General features: G+C 77.0%; 16 protein-coding genes. 8 read left to right on the top strand and 8 right to left on the bottom strand.

Annotated features, from left to right (window positions below; all coding sequences use genetic code 11):
- Positions 1 to 924: hypothetical protein (locus tag VGB14_03970; GenBank protein HEX9992065.1), on the top strand; the 924-nt coding region annotated here is incomplete at its 5' end.
- On the opposite strand, the gene VGB14_03965 is transcribed toward VGB14_03970, so the two are convergent.
- The 4 genes from VGB14_03965 to VGB14_03950 are packed head-to-tail and all read right to left on the bottom strand — an operon-like array spanning position 921 to position 4,830.
- Positions 921 to 2,300 carry a lytic murein transglycosylase gene (locus VGB14_03965; GenBank protein ID HEX9992064.1) on the bottom strand — a complete coding sequence of 460 codons (1,380 nt, stop codon included), beginning with the start codon at positions 2,298 to 2,300 and terminating at the stop codon, positions 921 to 923. The two genes, VGB14_03970 and VGB14_03965, sit on opposite strands and share 4 nt — an antisense overlap.
- 39 nt (positions 2,301 to 2,339) lie before the next feature.
- Positions 2,340 to 2,708 (bottom strand): RNA-binding S4 domain-containing protein, encoded by a 369-nt coding sequence (locus VGB14_03960; protein ID HEX9992063.1) that lies wholly within the window; start codon positions 2,706 to 2,708, stop codon positions 2,340 to 2,342.
- Positions 2,705 to 3,397 (bottom strand): DUF2182 domain-containing protein, encoded by a 693-nt coding sequence (locus tag VGB14_03955; GenBank protein HEX9992062.1) that lies wholly within the window; start codon positions 3,395 to 3,397, stop codon positions 2,705 to 2,707. Before VGB14_03955 ends, VGB14_03960 begins: the two co-directional genes overlap by 4 nt.
- Positions 3,394 to 4,830, bottom strand: coding sequence for a tyrosinase family protein (locus tag VGB14_03950; GenBank protein ID HEX9992061.1), 1,437 nt, complete (start codon positions 4,828 to 4,830; stop codon positions 3,394 to 3,396). Before VGB14_03950 ends, VGB14_03955 begins: the two co-directional genes overlap by 4 nt.
- Before the next feature lie 95 nt (positions 4,831 to 4,925).
- Here VGB14_03950 and VGB14_03945 point away from each other — a divergent pair, with 95 nt between their 5' ends.
- Both VGB14_03945 and VGB14_03940 read left to right on the top strand, forming a co-directional pair.
- Entirely contained in the window at positions 4,926 to 5,390 is a 465-nt protein-coding gene (locus VGB14_03945) for an SAM-dependent methyltransferase (protein HEX9992060.1), read from the top strand.
- Positions 5,387 to 5,746 carry an MmcQ/YjbR family DNA-binding protein gene (locus VGB14_03940; GenBank protein ID HEX9992059.1) on the top strand — a complete coding sequence of 120 codons (360 nt, stop codon included), beginning with the start codon at positions 5,387 to 5,389 and terminating at the stop codon, positions 5,744 to 5,746. Before VGB14_03945 ends, VGB14_03940 begins: the two co-directional genes overlap by 4 nt.
- A gap of 3 nt (positions 5,747 to 5,749) precedes the next feature.
- Here VGB14_03940 and VGB14_03935 read toward each other — a convergent pair whose 3' ends face one another.
- Positions 5,750 to 6,448: a metalloregulator ArsR/SmtB family transcription factor gene (locus VGB14_03935; GenBank protein ID HEX9992058.1), complete on the bottom strand. Its 699-nt coding sequence runs from the start codon at positions 6,446 to 6,448 to the stop codon at positions 5,750 to 5,752.
- An 85-nt stretch (positions 6,449 to 6,533) separates the two neighbouring features.
- Between VGB14_03935 and VGB14_03930 the strand changes: the two genes are divergently transcribed.
- Together VGB14_03930 and VGB14_03925 are read left to right on the top strand one after the other, a co-directional pair.
- Complete coding sequence (locus VGB14_03930) at positions 6,534 to 7,901, top strand: sensor histidine kinase (protein HEX9992057.1); 1,368 nt, start codon at positions 6,534 to 6,536, stop codon at positions 7,899 to 7,901.
- A complete protein-coding gene (locus VGB14_03925; protein ID HEX9992056.1) occupies positions 7,898 to 8,518 on the top strand; it encodes a response regulator transcription factor in 621 nt (206 codons plus the stop codon). Before VGB14_03930 ends, VGB14_03925 begins: the two co-directional genes overlap by 4 nt.
- Here VGB14_03925 and VGB14_03920 read toward each other — a convergent pair.
- The 3 genes from VGB14_03920 to VGB14_03910 form a co-directional block, all read right to left on the bottom strand.
- A complete protein-coding gene (locus tag VGB14_03920; GenBank protein ID HEX9992055.1) occupies positions 8,466 to 10,307 on the bottom strand; it encodes an ABC transporter ATP-binding protein in 1,842 nt (613 codons plus the stop codon). The genes VGB14_03925 and VGB14_03920 overlap by 53 nt on opposite strands.
- Positions 10,304 to 11,422, bottom strand: a complete 1,119-nt coding sequence (locus tag VGB14_03915) for a hypothetical protein (protein HEX9992054.1) — start codon at positions 11,420 to 11,422, stop codon at positions 10,304 to 10,306. The genes VGB14_03920 and VGB14_03915 overlap by 4 nt, the downstream gene beginning before the upstream one ends.
- Positions 11,423 to 11,483: 61 nt before the next feature.
- Positions 11,484 to 12,365, bottom strand: a complete 882-nt coding sequence (locus VGB14_03910) for a hypothetical protein (GenBank protein ID HEX9992053.1) — start codon at positions 12,363 to 12,365, stop codon at positions 11,484 to 11,486.
- 81 nt (positions 12,366 to 12,446) lie between these two features.
- Here VGB14_03910 and VGB14_03905 point away from each other — a divergent pair, with 81 nt between their 5' ends.
- From VGB14_03905 to VGB14_03895, 3 genes are all read left to right on the top strand, one after another.
- Complete coding sequence (locus VGB14_03905; protein ID HEX9992052.1) at positions 12,447 to 13,412, top strand: NAD-dependent epimerase/dehydratase family protein; 966 nt, start codon at positions 12,447 to 12,449, stop codon at positions 13,410 to 13,412.
- Complete coding sequence (locus VGB14_03900) at positions 13,409 to 14,674, top strand: nucleotide sugar dehydrogenase (protein ID HEX9992051.1); 1,266 nt, start codon at positions 13,409 to 13,411, stop codon at positions 14,672 to 14,674. Before VGB14_03905 ends, VGB14_03900 begins: the two co-directional genes overlap by 4 nt.
- Positions 14,658 to 15,494 (top strand): glycosyltransferase (locus VGB14_03895; GenBank protein HEX9992050.1); only part of this gene is annotated, 837 nt, incomplete at its 3' end. The genes VGB14_03900 and VGB14_03895, both read left to right, overlap by 17 nt.

Genomic DNA, 15,494 nt, shown 5'->3' with positions numbered 1-15,494 from the left:
TGGCCGGCCCTGCGCCTCGGGGCCGCCGGCCGCCGGGCCGCCCACCACCTCGAGGCCGCCCGCCGGGCGCTCGTCGAGGACCGCTTCGCCGACGCCGCCGACGCGCTCGACGCCGCCCTCGCCCTCGCCTCGCCCCGGTGGACGGGCCTGATGCTCGAGCTCGCCGCCATCGCGACCGCGGCGGCCAACGCCGCCGGCGACCTGGCCAGGGCCCGCCGCCAGCTGGGCCTGGTGGCGGCGGCCGCCGCCGGCCGCCGCGACCCGGCCGTCGACGCCGCGCTGGCGCGACGCCGGGCCGAGGTCCTGCGCCTGGAGGGCTCGTTCCCGGCCGCCCGTCGGGAGCTGGACCGGGCCGCCGCCGCCCTCGCCGGCGACCGGCGGCCGGTCCGCCGGGCGATGGTGCACCTCCAGCGGGCCCTGCTCGCCGCCGAGGAGGGCGGGCACGAGGAGGCGGCGCGCGAGGCGGACGCCGTGCTCGCACTGCTCCGCCCCCGCGGCCGGCGCCGGGACCGGGGGGCGGCGGCCGACACGGCGCTGGCCATGACCGCCGCCGCCCGGGCCGCGGCCGCCGCCGGCGACCTCGCCACCGCGACCGAGCGGCTGGCCGCCGCCGAGGCGCTCGTCGACGGGCGCTCCCCCGGCTACGTCACCGCCAGGATCCCGCTCGCCAGGGCGACCGTGGCCCTGGCGGCGGGCGACCCGGCGACCGCCGCGGCCGAGGCCGAGGCGGCCCGGTCGGCGTTCGTCGCCATGGGCGCGGCCGACGCCGCCGAGGCGTCCGTCGACCTCGGGCGGGCGCTGCGGACCATGGGCGACCGGCACGGCGCCAGGCGACGGTTCGAGGAGGCGGCCGCCGCCTTCGAGCGCCACGGCTGGCACCACTGGCTGGCGGTGGCCAGGGCCGAGCTGGGGGCGACGGGCTAGCCGACCGGGAGGCGGAGGGCGGCGTAGGCCCTGGCGTAGGACAGGACCGTGTGGACGTAGACGTCCGAGTGGTTGTAGGCGAGGAAGGCGCGGCTCATGCCGGCGTCGGTGGCCACGTCGCCGCCGGCCGCCCGGCACAGGTAGCCGGCGGCGGCCGCGGCGGCGTCGTAGAGGTTGTTCGGGTCGGTGTCGCCGTCGCCGTCGCCGTCCCGCCCGTCGCCCCGCCAGGTCGACGGGATGAACTGCATGGGGCCGACGGCCCGGTCGTGCACGGGGTCGCCGTCGTAGCGGCCGTCGTCGGTGTCGGGGACGGCGGCCGTCCCGTTGGCCCCGGTGAGCGGGATGCCGATGATCGCCGGGTCCACCTGGCCGTCCCTGGCCACCGAGCCGCCCAGGTAGGTGCCGTGCCGGCTCTCGACCCGGCCGATGCCGGCGAGGGCCCACCACGGGATGGCGCACCCGACCTGCCCGGCCGCCACCGAGGCCCGCTGGTAGGCGTCGAGGACGACGAGGGGGAAGTCGGCGCCCACCACCCAGGCGAGCACGGTGGCCTCGGCCCGCTCGCCGACCCTGGCGTCCCGCTCGGCCACCCGGTCGGCCCGCTCGGCCACCCGCTGGGCGAGGGCGGCCACCCGCACCTCCCGCTCGGCCCGCCAGGCGCCCTCGGCGGCGACGGCGTCGGCCACCGTCTGGCGGGCCGCGTCGGTCTCCCGCCTGGCCACCTCGAGCTCGCCGGCCGCCACCTTGGCCGCGGCGCCGGCCGCGTCCCTCGCCTCCCGGTAGGCGGTGATGCGGTCCTGGAGGCGGGCGTCGGCCATCTCGGCGTAGGCCTCCATGCGCCCGTACTGCGAGCTGCTCTCCGAGGACAGGAGGGCGTCGAAGGACATGGCGTCCCCGCCGGCCACGTAGCTGGCGACGGCCAGCTCCTGGAGGCGGCGCCTGGTCGCCTCGAGCGCCCTCGCGTTGCGGCGCTCCTCGGCCGACAGCCGGTCGATGCGGGCCTGCACCTCGCGCTCGACCGCCTCCCGCCTGGCCACCTCCTCCCTGGCCCGGCGCTGGTCCTCGAGCGCCCCGGCGATGGCGAGGCCGGCGTCCCCGATGGCCGCCTCGGCGGCGGCGATCGCCGCGTCGGCGCCGTCGATGGCCGCCTCCGCCGCCCGCAGCGCGGCCTCGGCGCCCCGCAGCTCCCCGCTCTGCACGGCGACCCGGGCGAGGGACGGGTCGACGAGGCCCCCGGTCTCCCCCACGGGCACGCCGCCCCCCACGTCGGGCGCCTGGATGGGCGCCGCCTCGGTCTGGGCCCCGACCGGGGGCGCGACGGCGAGCACGGCCACGACGACCGCGGCGAACCGTGCGAGCGCGCGTCCCCTGCCCACCGGGGAACCATCGGCACCCCCGGGTCGGCCCTGAACCCGCTAGCCCCGCCCGCCCCGCCAGCGGTCGAGCTGGCGGCGGTCCCGCTTGGTCGGCCGGCCCGTGCCCGGGTCCCGCCGGGGCAGGTCGAACTGGTCACGGGGCGGCGGGGGCGGGCTGTGGTCCACGTAGCACTCGACGGCGATCGGCGCCCCGACCCTGGCCTCGACCAGCCGGGTCACCTCGACGACGTGGATGCGACCGAGACGGCGCAGCTCGACCCGGTCGCCGACCGCCACCGGGGTGGCCGCCTTGGCCAGCCGGCCGTTCACCCGCACGTGGCCGGCCCGGCAGATGTCGGTCGCCTCCGAGCGGGTCTTGCACAGCCGCACCGCCCAGACCCAGCGGTCGACCCTCGTCCCCTCGCTCACGCGGCACCGAAGGCGAGGACGGCGACGGCGGCCAGGCCGAGGCCGAGCGCCACCCCCGGCCGGAACCGCTCGCCCCGCACCCACACCTTCTCGGCGACCATGGCGGCGGCCACGGGCACCATCAGCGCGGCATGGTGGCCGGCGCCGACCACGGCGGCCATGGCCGGCCCGCAGGACGCCACGCACCACCCGCCCGAGCGGGCGCCGTAGGCGAGGCAGGACCGGTGGGCGGCCCAGCCCCTCGGCCGGAGCGGGACGGAGCGGCGGCAGGCGAGCAGCGCCCGCCGCTTGGCCGGCGACAGCTCCCAGGCGGCGGCGGCGGCCAGCAGCCCGGCCACGAGGACGGCCGACGGCCCCGGGCCGGCGGCGTGCCACCACACCGCGAGCGCGGCGCCGGGCAGCCAGGCGCCGACGTGGCCGGCCGCGAACTCCGCCATGGCCAGGTTGCGCCGCCGGCGGCGGCTGGCCAGCGCGACCCGCCGGACGCCGGGGGCGGCGGCCGGCAGCATCATGGCGACGGTCATCACCACCCAGCCTGCCGCCGGGCGGGCGAGTCCCGGCGGCGCGCCGTGGGCGCCGTGGGCGGGGCCGCCGACGAGGGCCGGCAGGGCGGCCCACGACAGCGCCGCGGCCGGCGCCACCCACCACTCGGGGTGGAAGGCGGCGAGCCGCGACGGCCCGCCGGTCACTGGTAGGCGACGCTCACGCTGCCGACCCGCACCCGCCCGACCCGGTCGGCGTCCCTCGCCCGCACGGCGAGCGCCTCGTTGGCCGGCCGGAACGAGACCGCCACCCTGGCCGGGTCCCACTGGTCCCTCGACCGGAGCTCGTCGACGACGGCGGTGACGTCGAAGGCGTAGGCCAGCTCGTGGGCCGTGTCGTCCTCCATGGCCTCGGCCAGGCCGAACAGCGGGATGGTGCCGACGAAGTGCTCCTCGGACCCGTCGGCCGACCGCAGGTACACGGCGTAGCCCACCCGGGGGTGGCCATCGGAGGTGATGTTCTCGAGGTTGAGGATGACCCGCCGGGGCCGCGGCGCGGCGAGCTCGGGCCCGCCCGGCTCCGGCTCCGGCGGCCGGTCGAGGTCGAACTGCACGTCGGCCGTGTCGCCCTGGAGCACGACGTCGGCGCCCGACGCGCCGACGCGCTCCGGCGGCCGCTCCTCGGGCGGCGCGCCGCCCTCCGTCCCGGCCATGGCCCGCTCCCTCACTCGCACGGGCGCCGCCATCGGGGCGGGGGCGCCCACGTCCTCGTACCGGTACCCGAGCCGGCCCACCGTGTCGAGCACGGCCGCGGACGTCTCGGTGACCCTCGCCCCGGTCTCGTCCAGGAAGTCGAACGGCTCGTCCAGCCACTGCTGCTCGGTCGGGTCCTGCCCGACGCCGGTCGTGCCCCGCCACACCTCCCACAGCCGGTCGACGTTGCAGTGGTGGAGCCAGAAGACGGGGTCGCCGCCGGCGGTGGCGAACCCGCTCATCAGCCCGCCGACGGTCATGTGGACGGCCCCGTGGGGCGTCAGCTCGAGCGCGCCGGGCCGGGCCCCCGGGGCCTCGCCGAGGTGGTTCCGCGCCGTCGCCGCCCCGCCGAAGCTGGGCGCGCCCACGTTGCTCGAGTACCGGGTCTCGCCCATCCACGAGAGGTCGACGTCCTCGTCGGTCAGCGCCACCTCGGCCTCGTTGATCCCCCAGTTGCGGTCCGACTCGAACAGCGGGTTGGCGTTGCCGTCGGGCAGCAACGGCTCGCGGAAGGCCGAGGGCAGGAACCGGGTGGTGGACGGGTCGCCGTTGTAGTCCCAGTAGGGCAGGGCCCACGTCGCCCGCACCTCGTCGTCCACCCCGTCGACCACGGCGAGCACCGCGCGCACGATCCGCTCGAAGTGCGTCAGGTACCAGCGGTGCCACGGCAGGAAGAACCAGCAGTTGTGCTGGCACTGGTGGCGCAGCCCGTCGCCGGGGTCGCCGCCCATCCCGTGCACCTGGGTCTGGTAGGTCCAGTGCCAGCTGGGCGGGTCGTCGGCCCGCTCCTCCTTCATGCGGCCGACGGCCAGCGCGTACGCATGGGTCACGGCGTCCCACGGCTGCGCCAGCCGCCAGACGTCCCTGCGGACCAGCGGCTCCACCATCGCCATCGCCTCCCCCCGGGGGTCGCGGCCGACGGTAGCAGCGCGGCCCGGCGGGCGGCCGTGCCGCCGCCGCGGCCCCGTGGTAGGCCACGGCGGTGGAGCGCTACGAGGTGGTGCCGATCGGCGTGGTGCGGGGCGGCCGGGCGGAGGTGGCCGACGACGAGTGGGGCGCGGTCACCGCCAGGGTCGAGCTCGACCCGGCCGCGATCTCGCCGTCGGCGACCGCCGGCCTCGACGGCTTCTCCCACGTCGAGGTCGTGTTCCTCTTCCACCTCGTCGACCCGTCGTCGGTGTGCACCGGCACCCGGCACCCGCGGGGCCGCGCCGACTGGCCGGAGGTCGGGATCCTCGCCCAGCGGGCCAAGGACCGGCCCAACCGCATCGGCACCACGGTGTGCGCGGTCGCCGGCGTCGGCCCCGGCTGGGTGGACGTCGTCGGCCTCGACGCCGTCGACGGCACCCCGGTGCTCGACGTGAAGCCCTACCTCTCGGGGTTCGCGCCGAGGGGCGACCTGCGGGAGCCGGCCTGGGCGGTGGAGCTCATGGCGGGCTACTGGTGAGCCCGGTCACCGTCGACGACGTGCGGGAGATCGTCCGGGACCTGCCCCGCAGCTACGAGGTGCTCGTGCGGGACCGGGTGAAGTTCCGGGTCGGCCGCATCGTCTACCTCGCGTTCTCGCGCGACGAGACGACGATGGGGTTCGCCTTCCCGCGCGAGGAGCGGGCCGCGCTGGTCGCCTCGGAGCCGGAGAAGTTCCTGATGCCGCCGGCCTCCGACCTCCGCTACCAGTGGGTGGTCGCCCGCCTCGACGCCCTCGACCGCGACGAGCTGCGCGAGCTCGTGGTCGACGCCTGGCGGATGTGCGTGCCCAAGCGGGTCGCCGCCGCCTACGACGAGGCCAACGGCTGGGCCTGACCGTCAGCCGCCGGCGGGGGCGGGCGCCACGAGCTGGATGAGGTTGCCGCAGGTGTCGTCGAGGACGGCGGTCGTCACGCCGCCCAGGTCGGCCGGCTCCTGGGTGAAGCGCACGCCGAGCGCGGACAGGCGCCGGTGCTCGGCCCGCACGTCGTCGACGGCGAACGCCGTGAACGGGATGCCGTCGGCCTGGAGGGCCCGCTTGAACGGCCCGGCCGCCGGGTGCTCGTCGGGCTCGAGCACGAGCTCGGGCCCGTCCGGGTCGTCGGGCGACACGACGGTCAGCCACCGGTGCTCGCCGAGGGGGACCTCCGTCTTCTTCCGGAAGCCGAGGACCTCGGTGTAGAAGCGCAGGGCCTTGTCCTGGTCGTCGACGAGGACGCTCGTGAGGGTGATCCGGGGCACGGCTCGCTCCCTTGCTCGGGCCGGCGGCGCGGCGGGCGGCCAGCGCTCGTGGATGGCCCGCAGCGGCGCCGTGTCGATGTCGTGGAACTTGTAGCGGCCCTCCCGCCTCGTCAGCACCAGGCCGGCGGACTCGAGGACGTCCAGGTGCTGGGACACCGCCTGCCTGGTCGACCCGAGGCCGTGCCGGACGGCGAGGCGGGCGCGCAGCTCGAACAGGGTCTGGCCGGAGCGCTCGGCCAGCTCGTCGAGGATCGCCCGCCGCGTCGGGTCGGCCAGCGCCCGGAAGACGTCCGCCACGTCGGGAAGGATAGGCAAGCGACGACTTGCCTGTCGACCACGGCGGCCCCCCGGTCGCCGCCGCCCCCGGTATGTTGGCGGCGCCATGACGTGGTGGCGGAGGGGCCGGGGGGGACGACCGCACGAGGACGCGGAAGAGCAGCGGCCGACCTCGGTCTTCGACGACCGCGTGCCGGTCTCGCGGCTCGTCCTGCGGTACGCGGCGACCAGCCTCGTCACCCTCATCGTCGTCGCCGTCGTCACCGCCTACGTCAGCCGCCGCCTCGGCACGCTCGAGGCCATCGACGACGCCGACCGGGTGGCGAACCTGACGGCCGGCGCCGCCGTCGAGCCGGTGCTCGACGACGGCATCCTCATCCGGTCGCCGTCCTCGATCGCCCGGGTCGACCGGGCCGTGCGCGACCAGGTCCTCCGGGGCTCGCTCGTGCGGGTGAAGATCTGGGACCGCGACGGCACGATCCTCTACTCCGACGAGTCCCGCCTGATCGGGCAGCGCTTCGAGCTGGCCGAGGAGGAGCTGGAGGTGCTGGCCGGCGGCGAGTCGCAGGCCGAGATCAGCGACCTGTCCGAGCCCGAGAACCGCTACGAGGAGCCGGCCACCAAGCTCCTCGAGGTCTACCTGCCGGTCCACACGCCCGACGGCACGCCCCTGCTGTTCGAGGCCTACTTCCGGTACAACGGCGTGGCCGAGGCCGGCCGCCGGGCGTGGCTTCGGTTCGCGCCGATCACGCTCGGCGCCCTCGTGCTGCTCACCCTGCTCCAGGTGCCGTCCGCCGTGTCGCTGGCCCGCCGGTTGCGCCGCACCCAGCAGCAGCGGGAGGACCTGCTCCGCTCGGCCATCGAGGCCACCGACGCCGAGCGCCGCCGGATCGCCACCGACCTCCACGACGGCGTCGTGCAGGACCTCGCCGGGGTGACGTTCTCGCTCGCCGCCGCGGCCAAGGAGGCCGAGCAGACCGGCAACGACGGCCGGCAGGTGCGGGAGGCGTCGGACCGGGTGCGGGACTCGGTGCGGTCGCTGCGCTCCCTGCTCGTCGAGATCTACCCGCCCAACCTGTACGAGGAGGGGCTGGAGGCGGCGCTCGGCGACCTGACGGCCAAGCTCGAACAGCGGGGCATCGAGACCTCGCTCGTCGTGCAGGCCCCGGTCGACAAGCTCGGCCTCGACGCCACCCGGCTGATCTACCGGGCGGCCCAGGAGGCGCTGCGCAACGTCGTCGCCCACGCCCGCGCCTCGCGGGTCGACGTGTCGGTGACGAGCGCGGACGGGACGGCCGTGCTCGAGGTGTCCGACGACGGCCAGGGCCTCGACACCGGCCGGATCCCGGTGAAGGAGGGCCACTTCGGCCTGCGGGCGCTGGCCGGGCTGGCCGCCACCATGGGCGCCTCGCTGTCGATCGACTCCACCCCAGGGAAGGGGACCACGCTGTGCCTCGAGGTGCCGATCCGGTGATCCGGGTGCTGGTCGTGGACGACCACGCCATCGTCCGCCAGGGCCTGGAGCGGCTGCTGGCGACGGCGGGCGACGTCGAGCTCGTCGGGATGGCGGCGGACGGCCGGGAGGCGGTCGAGCTCGCCGGCCGCCTGCGCCCCGACGTGGTGCTGATGGACCTGTCGATGCCGACCATGGACGGCGTCGAGGCGACCCGGCTGATCGTCGCCGGCGACGAGGACGTGAAGGTCGTGGTCCTCACGTCCTTCGGCGAGGAGTCCCGCATCGTCGAGGCGCTGAACGCCGGCGCCCACGGCTACCTGCTGAAGCACATCGACCCGGACGACCTCATCGACGCCGTGCGGTCGGCCGCCGCCGGCGACTCGCCCCTCGACCCGAGGGCCGGCCGGGTCCTCCTCGACCAGCGCCGCCGCTCCCCCGACGCCGGCGAGCTGACCCGCCGGGAGGTCGAGGTGCTCCAGCTCGTCGGTCAGGGCCTCGCCAACAAGCAGATCGCCCGCCGCCTCGGGATCGGCGAGCGGACGGTGAAGGCCCACCTGACGAGCATCTTCCAGCGCCTCGGCGTCACCGACCGGGTGCAGGCGGCGCTGTGGGCACGGGAGCACCTGCCCGGCTGACCGGGTGCCGGCCGTTGCGGGCCGGCCGGGCGGCGGCGCCGGTGACCCGGTGCTCGCCGGCCTGGAAGGCGGCGAGGCGGTGGTACAGGCCGCCGGCCCGCACCAGCTCGTCGTGGGTGCCCGACTCCACGATGCGGCCGCCGTCGACGACGAGGATGCGGTCGGCGTCGCGGACGGTCGAGAGGCGGTGGGCGACGATCAGCCGGGTGCGGTCGGCCGGCAGGTTGTCGAGCGCGGCGACGAGCAGCTCCTCCGAGGCGGCGTCGAGCGCCGAGGTCGGCTCGTCGAGGATGACGATCGGGGCGTCCCGCAGGATCGCCCTCGCGATCGACACCCGCTGGCGCTGCCCGCCCGACAGGTTCGCCCCCCGCTCGCCGATGTGGGTGTCGAGCCGGTCGGGCAGCCGGGCGGCGAACTCGTCGACCAGGGCCAGGCGGGCGGCCCGCTCGACGTCGCGGTCCGAGGCGCCGGCGTGGCCGCACACGAGGTTCTCCCGCAGGGTGCCGTCGAGCAGCACGGCGTCCTGGGCGACGAGCGCGATGCGCCGGCGCAGCGAGGCGAGCGGGTGGTCGCGCACGTCGACGCCGTCGACCAGCACGGCGCCGCCGTCCACGTCGAGCAGGCGCGGGATCAGCGCGGCGATCGTGCTCTTGCCCGCGCCCGACGGGCCGACGAGGGCGACGGTCTGGCCGGGCTCGACCCGGAACGACAGGTCGTCGAGCACCGGCTCGCGGCCGTAGGAGAACGTCACCGAGCGGAGCTCGACCTGGCCCCGCACCGGCACGGGCACGGCGCCGGGCCGGTCGACGATGTCGAGCGGGGTGGTCATCACGTCGGTGATGCGCTCGGCCGCGGCGGCGCCCTTGCTGATCGTCTGGGACAGCTTCGACAGCGACTTGATGGGCTTGTAGAGCGAGCCGAGGTAGCTGAGGAACACGAGCAGCACGCCCAGGCTGAGCCGGCCCTCCAGGACGCGGTGGGCGCCGAACCAGAGGACGACGGCGGTCGACGCCGCGCTCGACAGCTCGACCAGCGGCCCGAACCGGGACTGGAGGCGGACGGCCTCGAGGCCGGCGGACAGGCTGGCGTCGGACAGGCCCCGGAAGCGGCGCAGGCGGTCCTCCTCCAGGGTGAAGGCCTGGATGAGCTGGACCGAGGACAGGTTCTCGGTGGCCGCCGAGGCGAGCACGCCGTCGGCCTTGCGCACGCCCCTCGCCGCCTGGCGCAGCTGGCGCCTGGACCGGTGGGTGGCGAGCGCGAGGGGCGGGGTGGCCAGCAGGGCGAGCAGGGTGAAGCCGGGGTCCAGGCTCAGCATGACGAGGAACATCCCGACCACGAGCAGCAGGCTCGGCAGGAGCGTCGAGAGGACCTGGACGATCATGTCCTGGGTGTAGGCCACGTCGCTCGTGACCCTGGCGACGAGGTCCCCCACCCGGCGGGACCCGTGGTAGGCGAGGGACAGGCGCTGGAGCCGGTCGAGGACGGCGACCCGCAGCGCGCTGGCGATGTGCAGGCCGGCCGCGCTGAGGAGCCGGGACGCGTAGTAGTTGACGACGGCGCCGGCGACGACGAGCCCGACCAGCGCGGCGACGGCCAGGGTCAGGCGGAGCTCGGCGTGCGGCGCGGGGCCGTCGCCGCCGACGGCCAGCACGTCGTCGACGACCCACCGCAGCGGCCACGGCTGGGCCAGGCTCACCCCCACCTCGACGAGGGACAGCGCCCCGCCGAGCAGCAGGGCCCTGCGGTAGGGCCACACGTAGGCCCAGAAGCGGCGGACGGCGGCGATCATCGGGCGGCGACCGGCGCGAGGGCCTCGAGGGCGGCGGCCGCCCGCTCGGCCCCGTCGAGGGCGATGCCGGCGGCGTCGAGCGCGCCGGCGGGCAGGAGGCGGGGCCGGCCGAGCAGCCAGGCGACCTCGTCGGCCGGCGCCGGCTCGTCCACCACGTCGGCCACCCCGAGGGCCGCGAGGCGCGACGCCCGGATGGCCTGCTCGCGACGGGGGGTGCGCCGGGGGACGAGGATCGGCCGGATGCCGGCGGCGAGGGCCTCGAAGGTCGAGTTGTAGCCGGCCATCTGCACGACGCTGCCGGCCCCGGCGAACAGCGGGCCGCACCCCGGCGTGTCCCGCACGAGCTCGACCCGGCCGCCGAGGGACGGGTGGCGGAGCATGCCGGCGGCGATGGTCGGGGTGGCGTACGGGCCGGCGACGAGCAGGGCCCGCTGGCCGGGCCGGCGGACGGCCAGCTCGATGCCGAGGCGGAACACGGCGTCGCCGTCGCCCGACCCGCCGGCCGTCACGACGAGCAGGTGCGGGTCGCGGCGCCGGGGAGGCACCCGCTCGACCACCCAGCCGCAGTAGCTCGGCGCGAGGGGCAGGCCGTACTCGGCCTCGTGGTCGCACAGCACCCGCTCGCCGTAGACGAGGACCTCGTCGAAGCGGTCGGCCACCCCGGCCCACCCGTCCCCGGCCAGCTCCTCGCGGACCTTGGACGGCTCGTCGAGCACGTCCCGCAGGCCGAGCACGAGGGCGGCGCCCGAGCGGGCCGCCCGGTCGAGCCCCGGCCGCAGCTCGCCGGCCAGCCCGTAGGGATGGCGGTCGACGACGACGACGTCGGGGGCGAACGAGGCGACGGCGGCGTCGAAGGCCTCGGCCCGGCGGCCGATGGCCTCCTCGAAGCTGAGCTCGCCGTTGCGGTACGCGCCGTCGGCGTCCTTCAGCAGCGGCGGCACGTTGGTGACCCGGAGGCGGGGGTCGTCCAGCCAGGCCGGGCGCACGCCGAGCCCGGTGACGACGGCGACCTCGGCCGCCGGGTCCCTCGCCAGCAGGGCGGTGGCCACGAGCGTGTTGCGGCGCACGTGCCCGAGCCCGAACCCGTCGTGCGAGGAGAAGAGGTAGCGGCTCATGGGGACGACGGTCGCACGGGGCGGGTCCGGCGCCGCCAGTGCACGATGGTCGTAGGACCGGCTAGCGGCGGGGGCGGTCGGCGGTGCCGGCCGGCTCGTCCGACCCGCCGGAGCCGTCGGAGCCGCTCGACCCGCCCGAGTCGCCCGAGCCGGAGCCGGAGCCGGAGTGGTCGTCGTCGGGCTCGGCGTCGTCGTCGCCGCCCGAGCCCCGGCCGCTCGAGTCGCTCGGGCCGGAGGAGTCGGCCTCGGCGCCGTCGTCGCTGCCCGAGCCGGGCCCGCTGGACCCGCCGTCGTCCTCGCCCGGGCCGGGGCCGCTGCTCGACCCGCCGTCGTCGCCGGGAGCAGGGGCGGGGCCGGGGCCGGGACCGGCGGTGCCGGTGTCGCCGGGAGCGGGGGCGGCCGGCGGCGCGGGGGCGGCGGCGGGCGGGGCCGGCGGCGCGGGGGCGGCGGCGGGCGGGGCCGGCGCCACCGTGGCCGGCGGGGCGGGCGCCGTCGTGGCCGGCGGCGCCGCGGTCGTGGTCGTGGACGGCGCGGTGCGAGCGGCACCGGCGCCGGCGCGGGCGGGCGGCGCGGTGGCGGCCGGCACGTGGGCGGTGGACGGGGGGCGCTCCCGCTGGACGGCGGGGTCGGCCACGGCCGGCGCGATCGGGATGATCGGCGGCCGGCCCAGCCACACGTCGCCGCCGAGGCGGTCGCCGAGCAGCTGCTGCCAGAGGAGGAGCACGCCGACCACGACGGCGAGGCCGGCCACCGACCAGCCGCCCCACCGGCTCACCAGGGCGATGCCCCGGCGCCAGCGGCCGGACGGCTCCGGCGCGCCGATGATCCGCCGGATCGGCACCGGGTCGGGGGACGGCGCCGCCAGGTCGGGCGGCGGCGCGGGGCGGGGGTCGTCGATCAGCGTGATGTGGACATGTTCGCCGTCGCGGGGCGCGAGGCGCACCTGCCCGATGGTCGTACGACCATCGGGCTAGCACGGAGGTCCACTGTCGCTCCGCGCCCCCGTTCCCCGACTGTGGAGCCCATGCGAGCAGTGCTGACCGGCTGTGCCGGCTTCCTGGGCTCCCACCTGGCCGAGCGGCTGCTCGCCGACGGGTGGCGGGTGACCGGGGTCGACGCCTTCACCGACTACTACGACCCGGCCGAGAAGGAGGCGAACGTGGCCGCCCTCGCCGGCGAGCCCCGCTTCGACCTCGTGCGGGCCGACGTCACGACGGCGCCCCTCGGCGCGCTGCTGGCCGACCGCCCCGTCGTCGTCCACCTCGCCGCCCAGCCGGGCGTGCGGGTGAGCTTCGGCGAGGGGTTCGAGCGCTGCGTCCGCGACAACGTCCTCGCCACCCAGCGGGTGCTGGAGGCGGCCCTCGCCGCCGGCTGCCCGCGGGTGGTGTACGCGTCGTCGTCCTCGGTGTACGGCGAGCTCTCGGGTCGCCGCCCGTGCACCGAGGACGACGCCACCCGGCCCCGCTCCCCGTACGGGGTGAGCAAGCGCACCTGCGAGCACCTGGCCGACGTGTACCGCTCGCTCGGCCTCGACGTCGTCGGCCTGCGCTACTTCACCGTCTACGGCCCCCGGCAGCGCCCCGACATGGCCATGCGCCGGCTGTGCGAGGCGGCGCTCGGCGGCCCCGAGTTCGAGCTGTACGGCGACGGCACCCAGTCCCGCGACTTCACCCACGTGGCCGACGCCGTCGACGCCACCGTGCGGGCCATGGCCGCCCGCGACCCCGGTTTCGTGCTGAATGTGGGCGGTGGCGAGGAGGCGACCATGCTCGACGTCCTCGCCATCCTCGGCCGGCTGGCCGGCGCGCCGGTGCCGGTGGTGGCCGGCCCCGCCCAGCGGGGCGACGTCCACCGCACCGGCGCCGACACCACGAGGGCCCGCCGCCGGCTCGGGTGGGCGCCCCGGGTGACCCTGGTCGACGGCCTGCGCTCCGAGCTCGACTGGGTGGCCGCCCGCCGGCCGGCCCCGGCCCTGCGGAGGGCGTCGTGACCCCGCTGCGCCTCCTCGTCGTCGGCCAGGGCTACGTCGGCCTGCCCCTCGCCATGCGGGCCGTCGCCGTCGGCCACGACGTGACCGGCTACGACGTCGACCGCGGCCGGGTCAAGCGGCTGGCCGACGGCGACTCCTTCGTCGAGGACGTGCCGCCCGCGACCGTGAGGGACGCGTTGGCGTCCGGCCGCTACCGCGTCACCCGCGACGAGCGCGACTGCGCCGGCTTCGACGTCGCCGTCGTCACCGTGCCGACGCCGATGCGCGAGGGCGTCCCCGACCTGTCGTACGTGCGCTCGGCGGCCGAGACCCTGGCGCCGCTCGTCACCCCCGGCTGCCTCGTCGTCCTGGAGTCGACCACCTACCCGGGCACCACCGAGGAGCTGGTCGTGCCCATCCTGGAGGAGGGGTCGGGGCTGCGGGCCGGGCCCGACTTCGCCGTCGGCTACAGCCCCGAGCGCATCGACCCCGGCAACCGGCGCTGGACGCTCGAGACCACCCCCAAGGTCGTCTCCGGCGTCGACGCCGCCTCGCTGGCCAGGGTGGACGCCTTCTACCGCACGGTCGTCGCCGAGACCGTGCCCGTGTCGTCGACCCGGTCGGCCGAGCTGGCCAAGCTGGTCGAGAACACGTTCCGCCACGTGAACATCGCGCTGGTCAACGAGCTCGCCATGTTCGCCGGCGAGCTCGGCATCGACGTGTGGGAGACCCTCGACGCCGCCGCCACCAAGCCGTTCGGCTTCCTGCCGTTCACGCCGGGGCCGGGCGTGGGCGGCCACTGCCTCCCCATCGACCCGAGCTACCTGTCGTGGACGGTGCGGCGCCGGCTCAACCGGCCGTTCCGGTTCGTGGAGCTGGCCAACGACGTCAACGACCACATGCCCGACTACGTCGCCGCCCGGGTGGCGCGGGGGCTGAACGAGCGGGGCCTCGCCCTGTCGCGGTCGCGGGTGCTCGTGCTCGGCCTCGCCTACAAGCGCAACTCGAGCGACGCCAGGGAGTCGCCGGCCGTCGCCCTGGTCGAGCGCCTGCTGCACGACGGCGCCGACGTGGTGGTGGCCGACCCGCACGTGGTCGAGGACGTGACCACCTCGCGGGCCGCCCGCCGGGTGCAGCTGTCGGCCGAGGAGGTCGAGGCGGCCGACGCGGTCGTGATCGTCACCGACCACGACGCCTTCGACTACGACCTCGTGCTGGCCCACGCCAGCTACGTGTTCGACACGAGGCACCGGGTGGAGGGCGACCGTGTCGAGCACCTCTGAGGTCCGCCTCGGCGTGGTCGTCTCCGGGTGGCCGCGGGTGTCCGAGACGTTCGCGCTGAACGAGCTGCTCGCCCTCCGGCGGGCCGGGATGCTGGCCGCCGTCTTCGCCACGAAGCCGGGCGACCCGAGCCTGCGCCAGCCGGGGTGGGACGAGATCGACCCGCTGGTCGAGGTGCTGCCCGGCGGCGACGTGGACGCCCAGGCCGCCGTGGTCGCCGAGCGCCTGGCCGGGGCCGGGGTGGCCGGCGTGCACGGGTACTTCGCCCACCAGCCGGCCGCCGTGGCCGCCGCCGCGGCCGCCCGCCTGGGCGTGCCCTACGGGTTCAGCGCCCACGCCCTCGACGTCCGCAAGGTGCCCCCTGCCGAGCTGGCCGAGCGGGCCGCCGGCGCGGCCGTCGTCGTGTCCTGCAACCGGGAGACGGCGGCGTCGATCGAGGCCGCCGGCACCACCCCCCGCCTCGTCGCCCACGGGGTCGACCTCGACCGCTTCTCGCCGGCGCCGCCCCCGGGCGGCCCGGTCACGTCGCTGCTGGCCGTCGGCCGGCTGGTCGAGAAGAAGGGGTTCGACGTGCTGGTCGAGGCGCTGGCCCTGGTCGACCGGCCGTGCCGGCTCCGCCTGGTCGGCGACGGGCCGGAGCGGCCCCGGCTGGAGGCGGCCGTCGCCCGCCTCGGCCTCGGCGACCGGGTCGACCTGCTCGGGCGCAGGACCCACGCCGACCTCCCCGCCCTGTACGCGGCAGCCGACGTGGTCGTCGTCCCGTCGGTGGTCGACGCCAACGCCGACCGCGACGGGCTCCCCAACGTCGTCCTCGAGGCCATG

The sequence above is a fragment of the Acidimicrobiales bacterium genome (assembly GCA_036399815.1).
In the GTDB taxonomy this organism is placed as follows: Bacteria; Actinomycetota; Acidimicrobiia; order Acidimicrobiales; family DASWMK01; genus DASWMK01.
The sequence above is the reverse complement of the archived record's forward strand: the minus strand, read 5'-3'. Positions and strand labels throughout refer to the sequence as shown.

Coding starts and splice junctions, on each gene's coding strand:
- VGB14_03950 (HEX9992061.1), bottom strand. CDS start 4,830: ATGGTGGAGCCGCTGGTCCGCAGGGACGTCTGGCGGCTGGCGCAGCCG.
- VGB14_03930 (HEX9992057.1), top strand. CDS start 6,534: ATGACGTGGTGGCGGAGGGGCCGGGGGGGACGACCGCACGAGGACGCG.
- VGB14_03915 (HEX9992054.1), bottom strand. CDS start 11,422: ATGAGCCGCTACCTCTTCTCCTCGCACGACGGGTTCGGGCTCGGGCAC.
- VGB14_03905 (HEX9992052.1), top strand. CDS start 12,447: ATGCGAGCAGTGCTGACCGGCTGTGCCGGCTTCCTGGGCTCCCACCTG.
- VGB14_03920 (HEX9992055.1), bottom strand. CDS start 10,307: ATGATCGCCGCCGTCCGCCGCTTCTGGGCCTACGTGTGGCCCTACCGC.